The organism is Micromonospora sp. MH33 (assembly GCF_003013775.1).
Taxonomy (GTDB): domain Bacteria; phylum Actinomycetota; class Actinomycetes; order Mycobacteriales; family Micromonosporaceae; genus Micromonospora; species Micromonospora fulviviridis.
Genome location: NZ_MUYZ01000097.1, coordinates 1 through 20553, shown reverse-complemented (window position 1 = coordinate 20553; position 20553 = coordinate 1). Strand labels below are relative to the sequence as shown.

Below are 20553 nucleotides of genomic sequence, written 5' to 3'. Positions count from 1 at the left end.
GCGGTGGACCCGCCCCCGGCCGGCGGCGCGGACGGTGCCGGCTGGCCCCCCGCCGTGACCAGGGTCAGGTTGTTGCGCTGGAGGATCTCGTTGACCGGCTGGAAGAAGGTCACCCCGCCGCGCGTGCAGTCGCCGGATCCGCCGGAGGTCACGCCCTGCGCCTGGTCGCCGGAGAGCCAGGCGCCACCCGAGTCGCCCGGCTCGGCGCAGACGTTCGTCCGGGTCAGCCCGGTGACCGTCCCCTCCGGATAGTTCACCGTGGCGTTCTTCGCCTGGATCACCCCGCAGCGGGTGCCGGTGGTCGAGCCGGAGCGGCACACCGAGGCGCCCACCGGGGCTTCGCTGGAGCCGTTCACCGGCACCGTGCCGCCGTTGAAGTCGTTCACCACGCCCTGCGGCGTCCACTGGCCGTTGACCTCGACGACGGCCCAGTCGTCGCCGGGGAACGAGGAGGCGGCGAAGGTGCCCTGGGCGACCCGGTTCGCGCCGGTGGTCCGGTCCCCCGGCCGGCCGCAGTGCCCGGCCGTGACGAAGCCGCCGACCACCGAGAAGCCGACCGAGCAGCGGCCGGCGTTGTTGATGAAGTACGCGTCCCCGCCCCGCACGTCGAACAGCGGGCGGGGCGCCTCGTCGGCGGTCCGCACCCGTACCGCGCCGGCGGGCACCCCGCTGGCCTCCGCGAAGCGGCGGCCGGCCGCCTCGGCGCCGGGCTGGGCGACCACCACCACCGAGTTGGTGGGCACGTCGACGTACCAGCCGGCGACGTCCGGGGTGGCGTCGCGGCCGGCCGCGTCGAGGCGGGTCTTCACCGCGTCCAGTTCGGCGACCCCGCGGTCGACCGGCTTCGGCACCGCACCGGCGGCGGTCACCCGGGCCGCCCGCGCGGGATCGGCCACCGCGACGTTGAGCGTCGCGCCGTCGGCGCCGAGCCAGCTCCCCCCGTAGTCGGCGCCCAGTTCGGTACGGAGTTTCGCGATCGTGCCCGACGCCCACCGCTCGGTCTTCAGCCGCCGGGCCGCCTGGTCCCGGGTGAGCGAGAGGTCGCGGCTCAGCACGTCCAGCACCTCGGGCGCGACGCCGCCGGACGCCGCCGGGGCGGTCCGCCGGGTCGTCGGGTTCTCGCCGGCGAACGACGGCAGGGTCACCGCCGCCGCCGTGCCCGCCGCCGCCACCAGTACGCCGATGGCTGTGATCCGTCTGCGGTCCATCCGCCACGCTCCTCCCGGCCGGCGCGGGGTACGCCTGCCGGAGCGGTATACGGAGACGGACGCCGATCGGTTGAGGCGACCGGTCAGGATCGACCGAGCGTGGCGGGACGACTTCGGGCCGTACCCGTCGAATGCGACGCCGGCCCACCGCGGACGGTGGGCCGGCGTGCGGTGCGTGCGGCGGTCAGACCTCGACCACCGTCGGGACGATCATGGGCCGGCGGCGGTACGCGTCGTTGACCCAGCGTCCGACCGTGCGCCGGACGATCTGCTGGAGCTGGTGCGGGTCGGTGATGCCGTCCGCGGCGGCCCGGTTCAGCGCCTCGGTGACCAGCGGGATGACCGGGTTGAACGCCTCCGGGTCCTCGGAGAAGCCCTTCGCCGAGAGGGTCGGCCCGCCGACCACCTTGCCGGTGACCGAGTCGACCACCACGGTGGTGGCGATGAAGCCGCCGTCGCCGAGGATCCGGCGCTCGGTGAGCAGCGACTCGCTGACGTCGCCGACGGCGAGGCCGTCGACGTAGACGTACCGGCTCTTCACGTGGCCGACGAGGCTGGCGCGCCCGTCGACCAGGTCGACCACGTCGCCGTCCTCGCAGAGCACCACCCGGTCCGGCGCGACGCCGGACTCGATGCCGAGCCGGGCGTGCGCCCGCAGGTGCCGCCACTCGCCGTGCACCGGCATGAGGTTGCTCGGGCGGGTGACGTTGAGCAGGTAGAGCAGCTCGCCGGCGGGAGCGTGACCGGAGACGTGCACCTTGGCCACGTCCTTGTGGATCACGGTGGCACCGGCCCGGGCCAGCCGGTTGATCACCCGGTAGACCGAGGTCTCGTTGCCGGGCACCAGCGAGGAGGCGAGCACCACGGTGTCGCCGGGGGCGATGGTGATGTGCCGGTGGTCGCCGCTGGCCATCCGGCCCAGCGCGCTCATCGGCTCGCCCTGCGAGCCGGTGGACATCAGCACGATCTGCTCGGGCGGCAGCGTGGTGGCCTCCTCCAGCCCCACCACCAGGCCCGGCGGGATGTTGAGCAGGCCCAGGTCGCGGGCGATGCCCATGTTGCGCACCATCGACCGGCCGATCAGCGCCACCTTGCGCCCGTGCTCGACCGCCGAGTCGAAGACCTGCTGCACCCGGTGCACGTGCGAGGCGAACGAGGCGACGATGATCCGGCCGCGCGCCTTGGCGAAGATCGAGTCGAGCACCGGCCCGATCTCCCGTTCCGGGGTGACGAAGCCGGGGATCTCCGCGTTGGTGGAGTCGGAGAGCAGCAGGTCCACGCCCTCGGCGCCGAGCCGGGCGAAGCCCGCCAGGTCGGTGATCCGGCCGTCCAGCGGGAGCTGGTCCATCTTGAAGTCGCCGGTATGCAGCACCAGGCCGGCGCCGGTGCGGATGGCCACCGCGAGCGCGTCGGGGATCGAGTGGTTCACCGCGAAGAACTCGCACTCGAACGGGCCGAGCCGCTCACGCCGCCCCTCGGCGACGGTCAGCGTGTAGGGCTGGATCCGCCGCTCGGCCAGCTTCGCCTCGACCAGCGCCAGGGTGAACTGTGAGCCGACCAGCGGGATGTCCGGCTTGTGGGCGAGCAGGTACGGCACCGCGCCGATGTGGTCCTCGTGGCCGTGGGTGAGCACGATGGCCTGCACGTCGCCCAGCCGGTCCAGGATCGGCCCGAAGTCGGGCAGGATCAGATCCACGCCCGGCTGCTCGACGTCGGGGAAGAGCACCCCGCAGTCGACGATCAGCAGCTTGCCGTCGTACTCGAAGACCGTCATGTTCCGGCCGATGGCGCCGAGTCCGCCGAGCGGGATGATCCGCAGGCCGCCCTCCGGCAGCGGCGGGGGCAGCTCACCCTCGATGTGCGCCTCGGTCACGCGTCACCTCATTCTGCGACGCCGTCGTGCGGCGTCCGTCGTGTCGTTCGATCATTCGGGAAGGGGCAGGCCCGCCGCGGCGCAGTCGGCGCGCAGCTGGGCCAGTTCGTCGCCGGTGGCGTCCACCAGCGGGGGTCGCACCGGGCCGGCCGGCAGGCCCTTGGCCGCCAGGCCCGCCTTCACCAGGATCACGCCCTGGGTCCGGAAGATGCCGGTGTACAGCGGCAGCAGCCGCCGGTGCAGGGCGAGCGCCGTGGCGGTGTCGCCCGCCTCGTACGCCTCGATCATCTGCTTGGTCTGCACGCCGGTGAAGTGCGTGGAGGTGCCGACCACGCCGACCGCGCCGACCGCCAGGGCGGGCAGGGTCAACGCGTCCTCGCCGCTGTAGAACGCCAGGTCGCTGCGGGCCAGCACCCAGGAGGTGGCGGTGAGATCGCCCTTGGCGTCCTTGACCGCAACGATCCGGCCGTGCTCGGCCAGCTTCACCAGGGTGTCGGTGGCGATCTCGGTGCCGGCCCGGTGCGGGATGTCGTACAGCATGATCGGCAGCCCGGTGGCGTCGGCGACCGCGGTGAAGTGGCGCAGCAGCCCGCTCTGCGGCGGCTTGTTGTAGTACGGCGTGACCACCAGCAGGCCGTGCGCGCCGGCCTTCTCCGCCTGCGCGGCCAGCTCGATGGTGTGCCGGGTGTCGTTGGTGCCCACCCCGGCGACGATCCGGGCCCGGTCGCCCACCGCCTCCGCGACCGCGCGGATCAGGGCCTCCTGCTCCGCGTCGGTGGTGGTCGGCGACTCGCCGGTGGTGCCGTTCAGCACCAGCGCGTCGTTGCCCTGCTCGTCGACGAGGTGGCTGGCCAGCCGTACGGCCCCGTCGAGGTCGAGCGACCCGTCGGCGGTGAACGGGGTCACCATGGCCGTGATCAGTCGTCCGAACGGGCGCGAGGCGCCCCGGTCCGGGCCGGCAGGGAGGTCGTGCGTCATGTTCACAACCTAGCGGACGACCACCGGGGCCCCGGCGGCGAAGGGCGAGGACTCACTCGGCGTGCGGAGAGGCCGCCACCTCGGTGCCGTCGGCCAGCGTGGAGATCACGAAGTCGGCGAAGACGTTCGGGGCGACCCCCTGGAGCTGCCGCAGGCACTCCACGGCCAGCTCGCGGATCTCCACGTCGGCGTGCTCGGTGGCGCGCATCTTGATGAAGTGCCGCCACGCCCGGTAGTTGCCGGTCACCACGATCCGGGTCTCGGTGGCGTTGGGCAGCACCGCGCGGGCCGCCTGCCGGGCCTGCTTGCGGCGCAGCGTCGGGTTGGGCTCGTCGGTGAACCGGGACTCCAGCCCCTCCAGCAGCTCCGTGTACGCCCGGACCGCCGCCTCGCTCGCCTCGACGAACTTCTTGTGCAGTTCCGGGTCGTCGGCGATCACGGCCGGCTCGACCATGGCCGCGTCCCGCTCGGGCACGTAGCGCTGGGAGAGCTGGGAGTAGGAGAAGTGCCGGTGCCGGATCAGCTCGTGGGTGAAGGACCGGGACACCCCGCTGAAGTAGAAGCTCACCGAGCCGTGCTCCAGCACGGACAGGTGCCCCACGTCCAGGATGTGCGCCAGGTAGCCGGCGTTGGTCGCGGTGGCCGGGTTCGGCTTCTTCCAGCTCTGGTAGCAGGCCCGGCCGGCGAACTCGGCGAGCGCCTGACCGCCCTCCGCGTCGGTCGACCACGGCACGTCGTCCGGGGCCTGGAACTGGGTCCACGCGATCAGCTTGACCTGGGGCTGCACCATCTCCGGCATTCCTGCGACTGTAGTGGCCGCCGCGCCTCCCGCGAAACCTGGGCGCGCCGACGTGAACCAGCGCACCAGCGGCGAATCCTGGTCACTCCCGTCCGCACCTGGCGGCACGTGTCCAAAATCTCGGCGGTCAGACGTAGAGCGAGGTGAACGGGGCCCAGGGCAGGTTGCGGGCCACCGAGAAGGCGAGCCAGAGGGCCAGGAAGCCGCCGATCACCTTGGGGCTGATCCGCAGTTCCGGCAGCCGCCAGCCGAACGCCCGGTTCCCCGCCCAGCTCACGAAGAGCCAGGCCAGGAAGGGCAGCGAGAAGACGAAGAGGAAGTGGTGCCGGGCGGCAGCGGGGAGGTCGGCGTGCAGCACGTACCAGAGGGCGCGGGTGCCGCCGCAGCCCGGGCAGTCCAGCCCGGTGGTGAGCTTGAGCAGGCAGGTCGGCCGGGCGTCCGGGTCGCTGTGGGTGGGGTCGCTGAGCAGGGCGTACGCCATGCCCACGCCGACGCAGCCGAGCGCCGCGAGGGGCACCGCCCAACGCGGGGCGCGGGCGTGCAGCCGCAGCACCAGGCGGGTGAACCGGTCCGGCTCGACCGGCGGGGAGGCCAACCCCGCGGGGCCGGGCGCCGCCCCCGCCCCGGGCTCCCCGGGCGGCCCCTGGTGGGGGTGCGGGCCCGCGGCGGGGTCCGCGGGGGGCCCCGGGCGGCCAGGTCGCCGGCGGCGGGCGGGGCGACCGCGTCCAGGCCGAGCCAGCCGGCGAGCCGGTAGAGCTCGGCGGCGAGCGCCACGGCGGTTTCCCCCGGGTCGGCGCCCGGCTCGACCCAGGCGGCCGGCACCAGCAGCACCCCGGCCTTGCGGTCGGCCTTGAGGTCGACCCGGGCGGTGAACCGCTCGCCCTGGAGGAAGGGGAGCACGTAGTAGCCGTAGACACGCTGCGGCGCGGGCACGTAGATCTCGATGCGGTAGGTGAAGTCGAAGAGCCGCTCGGCGCGGGCCCGCTCCCAGACCAGCGGGTCGAACGGGCTGACCAGGGTGTTGCCGCGTACCCACCGGGGCAGCCGGGCCTGGGCGTGCAGGTAGGCCGGCTGCCGCCACCCCGACACGGTGACCGGGGTCAGCTCGCCCGCCTCGACCAGCTCGGCGATCGCCTGCCGGGCGCCGGCCACCGGCAGCCGGAAGTAGTCGCGCAGCTCGGGCTCCGCCGCCACGCCCAGCGACCGGGCGGCGATCGCCACGAGCGTGCGGTGGGCGTCGGCGTCGCTCGGGGTGGGCGCGTCCAGCACGGCGGCCGGCAGCACCCGTTCGGGCAGGTCGTAGCGGCGGGCGAACGAGGTGGTGCGGTCGGCGGCGGTCACCTCGCCGGCCCAGAACAGGAACTCCAGCGCCCGCTTGACGGTGGACCAGTTCCACCCCCAGTTGCCGGTCTCGCGCGGCGCGTCGTGCTCGATCTCGGCGGCGGTGAGCGGGCCCCGGGCGGCCACCTCGTCGCGCACCCAGGCGACCAGCTCGGGCTGCTCCTGGGCGATCCGGCGCATCCCGCCCCAGGCCGCGTCGTGGGCCCGGGCCATCCGCCAGCGCAGCGCCGGGTGCAGCCCCACCGGCACCAGCGACGCCTCGTGCGCCCAGTATTCGAACAGCTCGCGGGGGCGCCGGTAGGCCGCGGTGTCGAGCAGGGCGGTCGGGTAGGGCCCGAGCCGGCTGTAGAGCGGCAGGTAGTGCGCGCGTTGCAGGACGTTGACCGAGTCCATCTGGATCAGCCCGACCCGGTCGAGCACCCGGCGCAGGTGCCGGCGGGTGGGCACGCCGGTGGGCGCCGGGTCGGCGAAGCCCTGGGCGGCCAGGGCGATCCGGCGGGCCTGGGCGAGCGAGAGCGATTCCGGTGCGGCCATCGTCGGCGACCCTAATCCGCAGGTACGACACGACGGCTCCAGGTCGCGGCGCGGCGTCAGACGCGCCGGGCTGGAGTCGTCGCAGGTGCGGCGGCTGGACCTGTCGCCTTTCGCGGCATAGAACGGACGGGTGCCCATTATCCGCCGGGAGGAACCGGACGACGCCGAGGCGATCGCCCGGGTGCACATCCGCGGCTGGCAGGCCGGGTACGCTGGGATCATGCCCGACGAGGTGCTGAACCGGCTGAACCCGTCCGCCTGGGCGCAGCGCCGCCGGGACCTCGGCACGGCCGACCCGGAGCACCCGTTCACCACGCTGGTCGCCGAGGTCGACGGGGTGGTCGTCGGATTCACCACCTTCGGGCCGTACCGGAACAACCAGGACCGGGGCGACCTGGACCCGCGGTACGGCGAGATCCTTGCGCTCTACCTGGAGCCGGCGCACTGGAGCACCGGGATCGGGCGGGCCCTTCACGCCGCGGCCCGGGCCGGGCTGTCCGAGCGCGCGTGGACGGAGTACCGGCTCTGGGTGCTCGCCGACAACGCCCGGGCCCGCCGCTTCTACGAGCGGGCCGGATTGTCAGCCGACGGGGAGGAGTCCACCTACCCGGTGCCGCTGCACGGCGGGCGCGACCCGGTCCGGCTCCGCGAGCTGCGCTACACCGCCCGGCTCGACGGCTGACCCGGCCGGCCCGCCCCGCCCGGCGGGACCGCCGCCGGTCGGCGTGGCCCAGCGGCGAATCGGCAGGGCGAGCAGCAGCGCCAGGCTGATCCAGACGTAGGTGTTGCTGCCCAGGAAGCCGTCGACCCCGGTGAAGTCCTTCTCCCAGGCCCAGACGATCCGGCTGGTCAGGAAGGCGTACCCGACGAGCGCGGCGGCCAGCAGCAGGCGGCGCCGGCGGCTGCGGGCGGGCGCCGCCATGCCGTTGTCGACCAGCAGGATCAGGCCCGGCAGCAGCCAGACCAGGTGGTGCACCCAGGTCACCGGGCTGACCAGGCACATGGTGGCGCCGGTCAGCGCCAGGCCGGTGGCCTCGTCGCCGGCGGCCACCGCGACCCGGGAGCGCCAGCCCCAGACGACCAGGGTGGCGAGGACCAGCACCAGCCAGGCGACGGTGCTGGGGTGACCCGGATCGAGCCGGGCCACCACCCCGCGCAGCGACTGGTTGGAGACGAAGGCCAGCTCGCCCACCCGGTCGGTGTTCCACAGCGCCTCGGTCCAGAACTCCCGGGAGGCGTCCGGGAAGAGCGCGGCGGCCACCAGGGTCGCGGCGGCCGCCGCGCCGATGGCGGTGAGCGCGGCCCGCCAGCGGCCGGTGACCAGCAGGTAGACGATGAAGATGCCGGGGGTCAGTTTGATCGCGGTGGCCAGGCCGATGCCGACCCCGGCCCACCGGCTGCGCGCCGGCAGCAACCGGAGCAGGTCCACCGCCACGAGGAAGAGCAGCAGCATGTTGACCTGGCCGAAGTTCACCGTCTCGCGCATCGGCTCGTAGGCGGCGGCCAGGCAGAGCGCCACGGCGAGGACGAACCAGCGGGTCCAGCCGGCGCGCCGGGCGACCGGGTCGAGCAACCACCAGATGACCACCGCGCTGACCACCACGGTGGCGGCCACGCTCACCGCGATCGCCGCCGGCCACGGCAGGTACGCCATCGGCAGCATGACGAGCGCGGCGAACGGCGGGTAGGTGAAGCCGTACTGGGTGCCGCCCTTGAGGAAGTCGTAGATCTCCCCGCCGTCGTGCACCCAGAAGGTCAGCGCGCCGTAGTAGACCTTGAGGTCGAAGAAGCCGTGCCGCACGGCCGCCACCGAGAGGAAGGCGGTCACCGCGGCGGCGAGCGCCACCACGGCGACGAGCTGCGCGATCGTCCGCCTGGCACCCTGCGCCACCGTCGCCCTCCTCGCCCTGCGTAGGCTCACGTGCCATGGCTCTCGGGTACGTCCGCCCCGCGCGTCCGGAGGACGCCGGCGAGATCGCACGCCTCCAGCTCGCCACCTGGCGGGCCGCGTACCGCCGGATCCTGCCCCGGCACGTGCTCGACAACCTGGACGAGGCGTACCTCGCCCGGCGGTGGAGTGCCGCGGTGCAGGAGCCGCCCTCGGGCGCGCACCGTGTGCTGGTCGCCGTCGAACAGGCCGAGCAATCGTATCTGGTGGGGTTCGCCGCCTCCGGTCCGGCCGACGCCGAGGCGCTCGCGCCGGGCGAGCCGGCCGAGGCGCTCGCCGACGGCGTGGCCGCGGTGACCGACCTGCTGGTCGAGCCGCGCTGGGGCCGCCGCGGGCACGGCAGCCGGCTGCTCGCCGCCATGGTCGACCACTGGCGCGAAGACGGCTTCACCCGCGCGGTGGCCTGGGCGTTCGACGCGGACGCGGCGACCCGGAAGTTCCTCACCTCGACCGGCTGGGAGCCGGACGGCGCCGCCCGCGCGCTGGATGTGGACGACATGCTGGTCCCCCAGGTCCGCCTGCACGTCGGCGTCCCCGCCGAGCCGGCCGCTTCCTGAGTACGCGCTGTCGGGGGTAGCGCCTACCGTGGCGGCATGACGATTGCACCGGCACCGGCGACCAGCGAGTTGGAGCCGTTCCGGGTCGAGCTGACGGGCTACGCCTACCGGATGCTCGGCTCGGTGTTCGACGCCGAGGACGCGGTGCAGGAGACCCTGTTGCGGGCCTGGCGCGGCCGGGACGGCTTCGACGGCCGGTCCAGCCTGCGCACCTGGCTCTACCGGATCGCCACCAACGTCTGCCTCGACCTGCTGCGCGGGCGCGGCCGGCGGGCCCTGCCGGTCGACCTGGGCGGCCCGGCCGCGCCGGTGGCCGAGTCGCTCGGCACGCCGGCCGGCGGCTGGGTCGAGCCGGTTCCGGACACGGCGGTGCTCCCGGCCGACCCGGCCGAGCTGGCGGTGGCCCGGGAGTCGGTGCGGCTGGCGTTCGTGGCGGCGCTCCAGCACCTGCCGCCCCGGCAGCGCGCGGTGCTGATCCTGCGGGACGTGCTGCGCTGGCGCGCCGACGAGGTCGCCGACCTGCTCGACGCCACCGTGCCGGCGGTCAACAGCGCGCTGCAGCGGGCCCGGGCGACCCTGGTCGGGGTGCGCGCCGAGGGCCGCGTCGGTCCGGATCTCGACCCGGTCGACCGCGACCTGCTCGACCGCTACGTGGACGCCTTCGCCCGCTACGACATCGACGCCCTGGTCGCGCTGCTGCGCGCGGACGCCGTGCAGAGCATGCCGCCCTACCCGATGTGGCTGCGCGGCGCGACGGACATCGCCCGCTGGCTGGGCGGGCCGGGCGCCGAATGCCGGGGCTCCCGGCTGGTGCGGGTGGCCGCCAACGGCGTCCCGGCCCTGGCGCAGTACCGGGTCGACCCGGCCGGCGGCCACCAGGCCTTCTCGATCACCCTGCTGGAGTGCGCCGAGGGGCGGATCGCCCGGCTCACCCACTTCCTGGAGCCCCGGCTCTTCCCGCGCTTCGGGCTGCCGACCCGACTCGATTCCCGACCCGCCGATGAGTTTCCGCCCCGCACGCCGTCCACCCCTGGTAGGCACGACGGAGGCGGCGCACCGGCGGAGTGAGGAGCGGGTCATGTTCAGGGACACGAAGGCGTTCAGCGGGTTCTCGGTGGACGACCCGGACCGCGCGGAGCGGTTCTACACCGACGTCCTGGGGTTGCGGGTGTCCCGGGACGACACGATGGGCGGGCTGCTGACCCTGCACCTGGCCGGCGACCGGCCGGTGCTGGTCTATCCGAAGCCCGACCACCGGCCAGCCGCCTACACGGTGCTCAACTTCCCGGTCCCGGACATCGACCGGGCGGTGGACGAGCTGGTCTCGCGCGGGGTGCGGTTCGAGCGCTACGAGGGCATGCCGCAGGACGACAAGGGAGTCATGCGCGGCAACGGCCCGTCGATCGCCTGGTTCACCGACCCGGCCGGCAACGTGTTCTCGGTGCTCCAGGAGGGCTGAGCCGGGCCGGCGGTCCCGGCACGGGGCGGGACCGCCGGCCGCCGGTCAGCCCTTGTCGGCGCCCTCGTTCGCGCCGCGGACGAAGTAGCGCTGGAAGATCACGAAGAGCACCGCCACCGGGATGGTGGCGAGCAGCGCGGCGCCCAGCTTGAGCGGATACTGGGTGCCCTTGCCGAGCGACCCGCTGACCAGGTCGGCCAGCCCTCGGGGCAGGGTGAACAGGTCCGGGTCCTGCACCGAGACGAGGCTGTGCGGGAACTCGTTCCAGGAGCCCTGGAACGACAGGATGGTCAGCGTGATGAGGGCCGGCCGCGCCATGGGCAGCACCACCGACCAGAAGGTGCGGAACACGCCCGCGCCGTCGATCCGGGCCGCCTCCTCGACGCTGACCGGCACCGACTCGAAGAACTGCTTCATGATGAAGACCCCGGCCGCGTCGGCGAGCAGCGGCACCACCAGGCCCGCGTAGCTGTCGTAGAGGCCGAGCTGCTTGAGCACCAGGAACTTCGGGATCAGCAGCACCACGCCGGGCACCGCCATCACCGCGATGATCGCGGCGAAGAGCCCGGCCCGGCCCCGGAAGCGCAGCCGTGCCAGCGCGTAGCCGGCGAGCGAGTCGAAGAAGACCCGGCCGAGGGTGACCAGCACGGTGACCAGCAGCGAGTTGCCGAGCCAGAGCGGGAAATTGGTGCCCGCGAAGATCCGCTCGAAGCCGGCCAGGGTCAGCGGGTCGGGCACCGGTGAGAGCGGGTTCGCCGCCGCGTCCGGCTCGGTCTTGAACGAGTTGCCGAGCTGGATGACGAACGGGTAGAGGAAGACCAGCCCGAAGGCGATCAGGACCGCGTACCCGAGGATGCGGTTGACCCGGGCGCGCGGCCCGCGGTCGGCGCGGCGCGCGACGGGTGCCGCCGGCCGGTCGGTGAGCACGGCCATGTCAGGACCCCTCCGGTACGCGTCGCCGCCACCACCGGGGCCGCCGGGGCTCGTCCCGGTCGGCCATCACCCGGCGCTGGAGCAGGGTCAGCAGGATGATGATCAAGAACAGCACGAAGGAGATGGCCGCGCCGGAGCCGTAGTCGAAGTCCCGGAAGGCGGTCCGGTACGACAGGTACGCCGGGGTGAGCGTGATCTTGGCCGGGTCGCCCTGGCTCATCACGTACACCTGGTCGAAGACCTGCCAGGAGCCGATCAGGCCGAGGGTGAGCACCAGGAAGGTGGTCGGCTTGATGAGCGGCAGGGTGACGTGCCGGAAGCGCTGCCAGCGGCTCGCCCCGTCGAGGGTGCTGGCCTCGTCGAGCGCCACCGGGACGTTCTGCAGCGCGGCCAGGAACATCAGCATGAAGGTGCCCGAGGTGGTCCAGATGACCAGGCAGATGATCGAGACCATGGCCACGCTCGGTCCGGCGAGCCAGTCCCACCAGGTCAGGCCGAACGGGCCGCCGGAGGTGAGCGTGTCGGGTGGGGTGTCCACCCCGACCGCGCCGAGCAACAGGTGCAGCACGCCGCGGGAGTCGGCGAACCACTCCGGCCCGTCGACGCCGAGGAGGCCGAGCAGCTTGTTGACCGCGCCGGAGTTGGCGAACAGGAACAGGAACACCACGCTGATCGCCACCGAGCTGGTGACCGAGGGGAAGTAGAACGCGCTGCGGAAGAAGCCCTTCCCCTTGAGCATCCGGTTGTTGACCACGAGGGCGAGGCCGAGGGCGAGCACGGTCTGCACCGGCACGACGATGCCCACGTAGTACATGTTGTTGCGGATGCTGGTCATGAAGTCGCGGCGGTCCAGCCCGTCCTCGGCGAACAGCCGGGTGTAGTTCTTCGCGCCCACGAAGGGCACGTCGGCGGTGAACGGGCTGCCCTGGCCGTTCCAGTCGGTGAGGCTCACCCACAGCGCCATCAGGATCGGCAGCAGCAGGAAGAGCCCGAGGATCACGATCACCGGCGCGACGAAGAGCCAGCCCGCGATGTTCTCGTTGCCGCGGACACCGCCCCCGCGACGGCGGCGCGGCTTCGCCGACGTGGTCGCCGGGGCGCGCAGCGCTTCGGTTGCCATCTCGTCCCTCCCTCCTTGTCCGTGCGAGCCGGCGCGGAGGGGCCCGGGTCCGGGCCCCTCCGCCACCGCTCAGCCGCCGAGCGCCGCCTTGGCGTTCTTGTCGAAGTTGGCCAGGATCGTCTTCGGGTCACCGGTGCTCAGCCCCTGGAGACCGGCCTCCAGGTCGCGCAGGACGCTGTCCATCTTCGGGGCGTTCACCGGACCCTGCGCGTACGCGGCGCCGTCGATGAACGGCTTGTCCGCCGGGAAGGCGCCGGTGTACTGGTCGCGGACGGACTGCCGGGACGGCATCACGCCGAACGCCTTGGCGAAGGTCACCTGCTGGTCACCCGCGGTCATCGCCTCGACGAACTTGATCGCCTGGTCCTTGAACTTCGACTTGGCGGCGATGCCCCAGCACTGGGTGAAGGAGAGGGTGCCCTGCCCCTTCGGGCCGGCCGGCAACGGCACGACCTTGTACTTCACCTTCGGGAAGTCGTTCTGCAGGGCGCCCTTGATCCAGTTGCCCTCGATGGTCATCACGGCCTTGCCCTTGCCGAACGCCTCCCCGGACCAGCCGGCGTCGAGCTGCTTCGGGAACTTCGCGTAGCCGTTGGTGAGCAGCGACTTCACGTACTGGAGGGCCTGGAGGTTCTCCGGGGTGTCGGCGGTGGGCTGCTTGCCGTCCTTGCTCATCAGCCAGCCGCCGTTCTGCACCATGAAGGCGCCGATCCGGTCCCGGGTGTCGCCGAGGGCGAGCGCCACCATGCCCTTCGCCTTGATCTTCTGGCTGACGGCGGTGAGCTGGTCCCAGGTGGTCGGCACGTCGGCGTCGGTCAGGCCGGCCTTCGCCCACATGTCGGTGTTGATCTCCAGGGCGAGGGTGGAGAAGTCCTTCGGCGCGCAGTAGAGCTTGCCGTCGTAGGTGAACGTGGTGCGCAGGCTCTCGTAGAAGTCGTCCGTGTTGCTGATCTTGTCGCCGTACGGCTCCAGCGCGCCGACGCTGGCGTAGTCGGCGAAGCGGCTCGCGTCGACGTAGAAGACGTCCGGCGGGGTGCCGCCGGCGAGGGCCTGGCCGAGCTGCTGGGTGAGGTCCTGGGCCGGGGTGACGGTGGCGGTGTTGCCGCTGGACGAGGCCCACTTGGCGGCCGCGTCCTGCACCGCCTTGGTCTCGGCCTCGCCGGAGGAGCCGATCAGGATCTGCAGGCTGGCCGGGCCGCTGGACTGCTTGGTGTCCTTCGCGGAGTCGTCGAAGCCGCTGCCGCACGCGGCGGAGCCGAACAGGGCGACGGCGGCGAAGCCGGCCACCGCCGCCCGGGTGAGGGTGCGAGGTGTCATCTGACTCTCCTGGTGGGGGATGTGGTCACGCCGTGTGCCGGAGCACCAGCGCGGGGGTGAGCAGCACGTGCGGGTCGGTGGGCTGGCCGTCGAGCAGGCCGGTGAGCAGGTCGACGCAGCGGGCGGCGGCCGCGGCGAGCGGCTGGCTGACGCTGCTCAGCCCGACCGCGGCGGCCACCGGGGTGTCGTCGAAGCCGACGATGGCGACCGGCGCCGCCGCGCCGCGCGCCGCCTGGAGCGCGCCGAGGGCGAGCGAGTCGCTGGCGCAGACCACCGCGGTCGGCGGCGCGTCGCGGGCGAGCAGGTCGCGCAACTCCCGCTCACCCTCGGCGATGCCGTCCTCGGTCTCCCGGCGCAGGCCGGCCACGTCGAGGCCGGCCGCCGTCATCGTGGTACGCCAGCCGGCGCACCGGTCGTCGCCGACGCCGGAGCCGGTCGGCCAGCCGAGGAAGGCGATCCGGCGGTGGCCGGTGTCGAGCAGGTGCCGGGTGACCTGCGCGGTGCCGGCGGCGCCGTCGACGTCGACCCACGGGTGCCCGTCGAGGGCGTCCCAGGGCCGGCCGAAGGTCACGAAGGGCACCTCGCGCTCGGCCAGCCACGCGGTGCGCGGGTCGCCGTGCTTGGTGCCGGTGAGCACGAACGCGTCCAGGTCGTACGCGCCGAGCAGGTCGTCGTAGGTGCTGATCTCCTGGCCGTCGTCCCGGGCCGTGTAGAGCAGGACCCGGTAGCCGGCGGCGTCGGCGGTCTCGGTGAGGCCGTGCAGGAACCGGTCGAGCACCGAGCCGTTGATCCCGTCCCGGGTGGGCTCGATTCGGACCGCGATGAGCCGGGACCGGCCGGTCCGCATCTGCCGCGCGGCCTGGTTCGCCCGGTAGCCGAGCGCGGCGATCGCCTCCTGCACCCGCCGCCGGGTCTCCTCGCGGACGATGTGCGGCGCGTTGAGCACGTTGGAGACCGTCTGGCGGCTCACCTGGGCACGCCGGGCCACCGTCGCGATGGTCACCTTTTCAGCCACGAAATCCCTCTCGCCGCCTTGAACGATCCAACTCCGATGCGGCAGGATTAGATCGTTCAAAGTTTCTGGAATGTTTCGCACTTTGCACCGGCCGGAGCCATCTGTCAAGACATCCCCGGCCCACCGATCAGCACCGGGAGTTCCCCTTGTCCGAACGCCACCTGCAACCGCTGCTGCACGACCTGGTCGGCGTGGTGCACGCCCCCACCAGCGCGCTGGGCGACGCGGCCGGCCAGATCCGGCCACACGGCGTCCAGGGCGTCTTCCACGCCGACGCCCGGGTGCTCTCCCGCGCCGAACTGCGCCTCGACGGCCGCGAGCCGGAGCCGCTGACCCGGGGATCGGCCGGGCCGCACGGCACCCGCTTCGTGGCCCTGGCCCGCTGGCTCGGCGACCCCACCCCCGACCCGACCGTACGGGTCGAGCGCACCCGGCAGGCCGCCCCGCACGGCCTCACCGAGGAACTCGTCGTGTCGTCCACCGCCACCGGCCCGGTCCGCACCACGGTCAGCGTCGACCTCGGCTGCGACCTCGCCCCGATCGAGCTCGTCAAGTCCGGCGGGAGCGGCGCGCCGCTGGAGGCCAAGACCGGCGAGCCGGGCCGGGTCCAGTGGGCCGCCGAGGGGCTCACCGTGACCGTGACCGGCGAGGCGGCCACCGTGGACGCCACCGGCGACCGCGCCGCCGCACCCCGGCTGAGCTGGCCGGTCACGCTCGCCCCCGGAGGGTCGGCGACGCTGCGCTGGCGGCTCGCCGTCACCGACCCGAAGGCCGTGGTGACCGCCGCCCCACCCGGCCCCGGCTGGTCCGAACCGGCGGTACGCGCCGACGACCGCCGCCTGGTCCGGCTCCTCGACCGCTCCCTCGCCGACCTGCGCGGGCTGCGGCTGGCCGAGCCGGCCCACCCCGAGGACGTCTTCCTCGGCGCCGGCGTGCCCTGGTTCCTCACCCTCTTCGGCCGGGACAGCCTCTGGGCCGCCCGGATGATGCTGCCGCTGGGCACCGAGCTGGCCGCCGGCACGCTGCGGGTGCTGGCCCGCCGGCAGGGCGCCCGGGTCGACCCGGCCACCGGCGAGGCGCCCGGCAAGATCCTGCACGAGCTGCGCCGGCACGAGTTCACCCTGGACGAGGGGCTGCGGCTGCCGCCCGCGTACTACGGCACGGTCGACGCCACCATGCTCTGGGTGGGGCTGCTGCACGACGCCTGGCGGTGGGGACTCGCCGCCGACCAGGTCGAGCCGCTGCTCCCCCATCTCGAGGCGGCGCTCAGGTGGCTCGGCGAGCACGCCGACGCCGACGGTGACGGCTTCGTCGAGTACGTCGACACCACCGGCCACGGCCTGGCCAACCAGGGCTGGAAGGACTCCGGCGACGCGGTGCGCTTCCGGGACGGCCGGCTGGCCGGGCCGCCCATCGTGCTGGCCGAGGTGCAGGGGTACGCGTACCAGGCCGCCGTGAACGGGGCCGACCTGCTCGACGCCTTCGGCCGCCCCGGCGCCGACCGCTGGCGCGGGTACGCCGACCGCCTCGCCGCCCGGTTCCGCGCCGCGTTCTGGGTCGACGGCCCGTACGGCCCGCAGCCCGCCCTGGCGCTCGACCGGGACAAGCGCCCGGTGGACTCGCTGACCAGCAACATCGGTCACCTGCTCGGCACCGGGCTGCTCTCGGACGCCGAGTCGGCGCAGGTCGCCGCCCTGCTCTCGACCGAGGCCCTGGCGGGCGGCTTCGGGCTGCGCACCATGTCCACCGACGACGCCGGGTTCAGCCCGCTGTCCTACCACTGCGGGTCGATCTGGGCGCACGACACCGCCATCGTGCTCGGCGGGCTGGCCCGGGCCGGTCACCGCGAGGCGGCGCTACGGCTGGCCGACGGCCTGCTGGCGGCCGCCGAGGCGTTCGACTACCGCCTCCCCGAGCTGTACGGCGGCGACGACCGGGCGGCGCTCGGCCGGCCGGTGCCGTACCCGGCGGCGTGTCACCCGCAGGCCTGGTCGGCGGCGGCCGCCGTGCTGCTCCTCCAGGCCGGCCTGGGCCTCTACCCCGACGTGCCCGCCGGTCGCGTCGACCTCCGCCCCCTGGCCGGCCCCGAACTCGGCGCCCTCACCGCTGACGGGCTGAAGATCGCGGGCGCCCGCGTCACGATCACCGTCGACCACACCGGCCACCCCACGGTGACCGGCCTCCCCCCGACCCTGACGATCCCCACCCAACGCCGTCCCACCACCCCCACCCACTCCCCCACCTGACGGCCCCCGACGGTTGACGGTCTGGCGGTTGCCGGTCTGGCGGTCGATCATGAAGTTGTTGTCACGGCACGCCGCGCGGGGTGACAACAACTTCATGATCACCGGGGCGGGGTGGGGGTGAGTTCGGCGATGAGTTCGTCGTCCTCCATGGCGCCGGTGGGGTGGAAGCCCAGGGAGCCGTAGAGGGCGGCGGCGGGGGTGTTGTCGGGGTGGTAGCTGAGGCGGATGGGCTGGCCGGCCTTGGCCAGCCAGTCGGTCAGGGTTTTCACGGCCGCGCGGCCCACACCGCGGTCCTGCTCGGCGGCGTCGATCACCATGCCGCCGATCCAGCGGGAGCCGTCCTCGTCCACACCCCACATGACGTGGCCGACCACGGTCTCGTCGGCGTGGACGGCGAGCGAGGTCCAGACGTCCGAGCGCATGGTCAGCACCAGGTAGCGGGCGGCCAGCGCCGGCACGAAGTTCCGCTGGTCGTCGCGGGGCGCGACGTCGGCCACCGCCCGCCAGTTGTCGTCGTCCACCGGCCGCAGGGTCACCCGGCGGCCGGCGCGGTCGCACAGCCCGGAATCGATCATGGCGGTCAGCCTAGGGCCGGCCCGCGCACCCGGCCATCGCTTTCGCCGAGCCGAAGCCGCCACCCCGCACACGGCCCACAAGGTCGCCGTGGCGCGGCTCGCAGCTCGCCGGTGCGCGGGTCACCGGGCCGGACAGCCACCCACGGCGAGAGCCACTCACCGCCGGACACAGCCACCCACGGAGGGGGTCAGTCACCCCCAGGCACAGCCACGGAGGGGGTCAGTCGAGCAGGGCGTCCAGGCCGACGGTGAGGCCCGGCCGGTGGCGCACCCCGCGCACCGCCAGCAGCACGCCGGGCATGAACGACGCCCGGTCGTACGAGTCGTGCCGGATGGCCAGCGTCTCGCCCGTGGTGCCGAAGAGCACCTCCTGGTGGGCGACCAGGCCGGTGGCGCGGACCGCGTGCACGCGTACCCCGTCGATGTCGGCGCCGCGGGCGCCGGGCACCTCGTCCCTGGTGGCGTCCGGCGCGGGCCCGAGCCCGGCCTCGGCGCGGGCCTGGGCGACGAGCCGGGCCGTGTGGGTGGCGGTGCCGCTCGGCGCGTCCAGCTTGCGCGGGTGGTGCTGCTCGATGATCTCGACCGACTCGAAGTGCCGGGCCGCGCGGGCGGCGAACTGCATCATCAGTACCGCGCCGATGCCGAAGTTGGGCGCGATCACCACACCGACGCCGGGCTTGCCGGCCAGCCAGCCGCGCACCTGATCGAGCCGCTGCTCGGTGAAGCCGGTGGTGCCGACCACCGCGTGGATGCCCTGGTCGATGCACCACTGCAGGTTGTCCATGACGACGTCGGGGGTGGTGAAGTCGACGACCACCTCGGCGCCGGCGACGGCGGAGAGGTCGTCGCCCTGGTCGATCGTCGCCACCAGGTCCAGGTCGCCGGCCGAATCGACGGCCTTGCAGACCTCCATGCCCATCCGGCCCCGGGCGCCCAGCACGCCGACCCGGACCGCCTCGGCCGGGTTCTTCTCCTGCTCGTCAGTCACGGGGCACAACCTATCCCAATCGGGACGGGCCTACCCCTGGGGACCGGCAAGCGGGACGGTCAGCGCGCGGCGAAGGCGGACTCGTCGAACGGGCCCACCACGGCGAGGGACATCGGCCGGCCGAGCAGGTCGGCGGCCAGGGCGTTGACGTCGTCCAGGGTCACCGCGTCGACCCGGGCCAGCAGCTCGTCGACCGGCATCAGGTTGCCGTAGAGCAGCTCGCCCTTGGCCAGCCGGCTCATCCGGGAGCCGGTGTCCTCCAGGCCGAGGACGAAGGAGCCCTTGCTCATCCCCTTGCCGCGGGCCAGCTCGGCCTCGGTGATCCCGGTAGCGGCCACCCGGGTCAGCTCGGCCCGGGTCAGGTCCAGCACCTCGTCCACCTTGCCGGGCGCGCAGCCGGCGTAGACGGCGAACAGGCCGCTGTCGGCGTACTGGCTGGCGTAGGAGTAGACCGAGTAGGCCAGGCCGCGCTGCTCGCGGATCTCCTGGAACAGCCGGCTGGACATGCCGCCGCCGAGCACGTTGTTGAGCACCCCGAGGGCGAAGCGCCGCTCGTCGAGGCGGTCGATGCCGGGGCAGCCGAGGATGACGTGCGCCTGCTCGGTCTCCTTCGGCTCGACCACGGTGGCGGCCGGCCTGGTGGGTACCGCCGGGGTGGCCGACCGGTGCGGGGCCGGCGCGGCCGGGTCGGTGTCCAGCGGGGTGCCGCGCAGCGCCTGCCGGACCAGCCTGACCACGGCGGCGTGGTCGAGGTTGCCGGCGGCGGCGATGACGATCTGCGGCGCGGTGTAGCGGCGGCGGTAGAAGGTCTGGATCTGCCGGCGGGTCATCGGGGTGACCGTCTCCTCGGTGCCCGAGATCAGCCGGCCGAGGGGGTGGTCGCCGTAGACGGCGCGGGCGAAGAGGTCGTGCACCTCGTCGCCGGGCTCGTCGTCGTGCATGGCGATCTCTTCGAGGATGACGCCGCGTTCGGTCTCCACGTCGGGGGCGGCCAGCACCGAGTCGGCGACCAGGTCGCACATGACGTCGATGGCCAGCGGCAGGTCCTCGTCCAGCACCCGCGCGTAGTAGCAGGTGTATTCCTTGGTGGTGAAGGCGTTGGTCTCACCGCCCACCGCCTCGATCTCCGAGGAGATCTCCAGCGCGCCGCGCTTGTTGGTGCCCTTGAAGAGCAGGTGCTCCAGGAAGTGCGCGGCGCCGGCCTGCGGACCGGTCTCGTCGCGCGAGCCGACCGCCACCCAGATGCCGAACGAGACGCTGCGCATCGCCGGGATCGCCTCGGTGAGCACCCGCAGCCCGCTGGGGAGCACGGTGCGGCGGACGGTGCCGCCCAGCGGGTCGTCGCTGAGCGTACGGGTGACCGCCCGGGCCGCTCCGCCCGCGGAGCGCGCGACCCCGGACGACGTCACCCCCCGTCGAGCCGCAGGGGAAGACGAACGCCGGGTCCGACTCACGAGGAACCTGCTCTCAGTTCGACGAGGGGTGGGTGGTGCGGGGGTGACGAACGAAGCCGGCCGGGTGACGCCGTGGGCGTCACCCGGCCGGTCAGTGGATCAGCTGTGCCGGGTCCGGCGCCGCGGACGGCCGTCGCCGCCGCCCTCGCCGCCGCCCTCGCCGCGCTCCGGACCCCGGCCACCGCGCTCGCCGCCGCGCTCGCGGTCG

The 20553-nt window shown here is 73.7% G+C and carries 17 protein-coding genes and 2 pseudogenes; 5 read left to right on the top strand and 14 right to left on the bottom strand.

Annotated features, from left to right (window positions below):
- The 6 genes and pseudogenes from B0E53_RS16805 to B0E53_RS16780 all read right to left on the bottom strand — a co-directional run.
- Positions 1–1208: S1 family peptidase (locus B0E53_RS16805; RefSeq protein ID WP_107076937.1), on the bottom strand; the 1208-nt coding region annotated here is incomplete at its 3' end.
- Between the two features lie 184 nt (positions 1209–1392).
- The gene (locus tag B0E53_RS16800) at positions 1393–3081 is read right to left on the bottom strand and encodes a ribonuclease J (RefSeq protein WP_107076936.1); all 1689 of its coding nucleotides are present in this window, start codon (positions 3079–3081) and stop codon (positions 1393–1395) included.
- A gap of 51 nt (positions 3082–3132) precedes the next feature.
- The gene (gene dapA / locus B0E53_RS16795; protein ID WP_107076935.1) at positions 3133–4059 is read right to left on the bottom strand and encodes a 4-hydroxy-tetrahydrodipicolinate synthase; all 927 of its coding nucleotides are present in this window, start codon (positions 4057–4059) and stop codon (positions 3133–3135) included.
- Between the two features lie 52 nt (positions 4060–4111).
- The gene (gene thyX, locus B0E53_RS16790) at positions 4112–4849 is read right to left on the bottom strand and encodes an FAD-dependent thymidylate synthase (RefSeq protein WP_107076934.1); all 738 of its coding nucleotides are present in this window, start codon (positions 4847–4849) and stop codon (positions 4112–4114) included.
- A gap of 136 nt (positions 4850–4985) precedes the next feature.
- Positions 4986–5435, bottom strand: a pseudogene (locus tag B0E53_RS16785) (DUF2752 domain-containing protein); the annotation flags it as partial.
- Positions 5436–5545: 110 nt separating this feature from the next.
- Positions 5546–6733: pseudogene (locus B0E53_RS16780) on the bottom strand (crosslink repair DNA glycosylase YcaQ family protein); the annotation flags it as partial.
- 130 nt (positions 6734–6863) lie between these two features.
- On the opposite strand from B0E53_RS16780, the gene B0E53_RS16775 reads away from it, so the two are divergent.
- A complete protein-coding gene (locus B0E53_RS16775) occupies positions 6864–7415 on the top strand; it encodes a GNAT family N-acetyltransferase (protein WP_107076932.1) in 552 nt (183 codons plus the stop codon).
- Here B0E53_RS16775 and B0E53_RS16770 read toward each other — a convergent pair.
- Positions 7314–8624 carry a glycosyltransferase 87 family protein gene (locus B0E53_RS16770; protein WP_107076931.1) on the bottom strand — a complete coding sequence of 437 codons (1311 nt, stop codon included), beginning with the start codon at positions 8622–8624 and terminating at the stop codon, positions 7314–7316. The two genes, B0E53_RS16775 and B0E53_RS16770, sit on opposite strands and share 102 nt — an antisense overlap.
- 35 nt (positions 8625–8659) lie before the next feature.
- Between B0E53_RS16770 and B0E53_RS16765 the strand changes: the two genes are divergently transcribed.
- Genes B0E53_RS16765 through B0E53_RS16755 form a run of 3 tightly spaced genes read left to right on the top strand, consistent with a single transcriptional unit; the run spans position 8660 to position 10697 of the window.
- A complete protein-coding gene (locus tag B0E53_RS16765; protein ID WP_107076930.1) occupies positions 8660–9238 on the top strand; it encodes a GNAT family N-acetyltransferase in 579 nt (192 codons plus the stop codon).
- A gap of 36 nt (positions 9239–9274) precedes the next feature.
- A complete protein-coding gene (locus B0E53_RS16760) occupies positions 9275–10306 on the top strand; it encodes a sigma-70 family RNA polymerase sigma factor (protein WP_107076929.1) in 1032 nt (343 codons plus the stop codon).
- A gap of 10 nt (positions 10307–10316) precedes the next feature.
- Positions 10317–10697, top strand: a complete 381-nt coding sequence (locus B0E53_RS16755) for a VOC family protein (protein ID WP_107076928.1) — start codon at positions 10317–10319, stop codon at positions 10695–10697.
- 45 nt (positions 10698–10742) lie between these two features.
- Here B0E53_RS16755 and B0E53_RS16750 read toward each other — a convergent pair whose 3' ends face one another.
- From B0E53_RS16750 to B0E53_RS16735, 4 genes are all read right to left on the bottom strand, one after another.
- On the bottom strand, positions 10743–11630 hold the full coding sequence (locus B0E53_RS16750) for a carbohydrate ABC transporter permease (protein WP_107076927.1): 888 nt from the start codon (positions 11628–11630) through the stop codon (positions 10743–10745).
- A gap of 1 nt (position 11631) precedes the next feature.
- Entirely contained in the window at positions 11632–12750 is a 1119-nt protein-coding gene (locus tag B0E53_RS16745) for a sugar ABC transporter permease (protein WP_107076926.1), read from the bottom strand.
- A gap of 69 nt (positions 12751–12819) precedes the next feature.
- On the bottom strand, positions 12820–14067 hold the full coding sequence (locus tag B0E53_RS16740; protein WP_107076925.1) for an extracellular solute-binding protein: 1248 nt from the start codon (positions 14065–14067) through the stop codon (positions 12820–12822).
- Positions 14068–14092: 25 nt separating this feature from the next.
- Entirely contained in the window at positions 14093–15082 is a 990-nt protein-coding gene (locus B0E53_RS16735) for a substrate-binding domain-containing protein (RefSeq protein WP_107076924.1), read from the bottom strand.
- A 146-nt stretch (positions 15083–15228) separates the two neighbouring features.
- On the opposite strand from B0E53_RS16735, the gene B0E53_RS16730 reads away from it, so the two are divergent.
- Positions 15229–17328, top strand: a complete 2100-nt coding sequence (locus B0E53_RS16730; RefSeq protein WP_107076923.1) for a glycogen debranching N-terminal domain-containing protein — start codon at positions 15229–15231, stop codon at positions 17326–17328.
- A gap of 98 nt (positions 17329–17426) precedes the next feature.
- Here the strand turns inward: B0E53_RS16730 and B0E53_RS16725 are convergent, their stop codons facing one another.
- From B0E53_RS16725 to B0E53_RS16715, 3 genes are all read right to left on the bottom strand, one after another.
- Positions 17427–17903 carry a GNAT family N-acetyltransferase gene (locus B0E53_RS16725; RefSeq protein WP_107076922.1) on the bottom strand — a complete coding sequence of 159 codons (477 nt, stop codon included), beginning with the start codon at positions 17901–17903 and terminating at the stop codon, positions 17427–17429.
- 220 nt (positions 17904–18123) lie between these two features.
- Positions 18124–18891, bottom strand: coding sequence for a 4-hydroxy-tetrahydrodipicolinate reductase (gene dapB / locus B0E53_RS16720; protein WP_107076921.1), 768 nt, complete (start codon positions 18889–18891; stop codon positions 18124–18126).
- A gap of 59 nt (positions 18892–18950) precedes the next feature.
- Positions 18951–20300 (bottom strand): pitrilysin family protein, encoded by a 1350-nt coding sequence (locus B0E53_RS16715; protein ID WP_107076920.1) that lies wholly within the window; start codon positions 20298–20300, stop codon positions 18951–18953.
- Positions 20301–20553 lie beyond the last annotated feature (253 nt).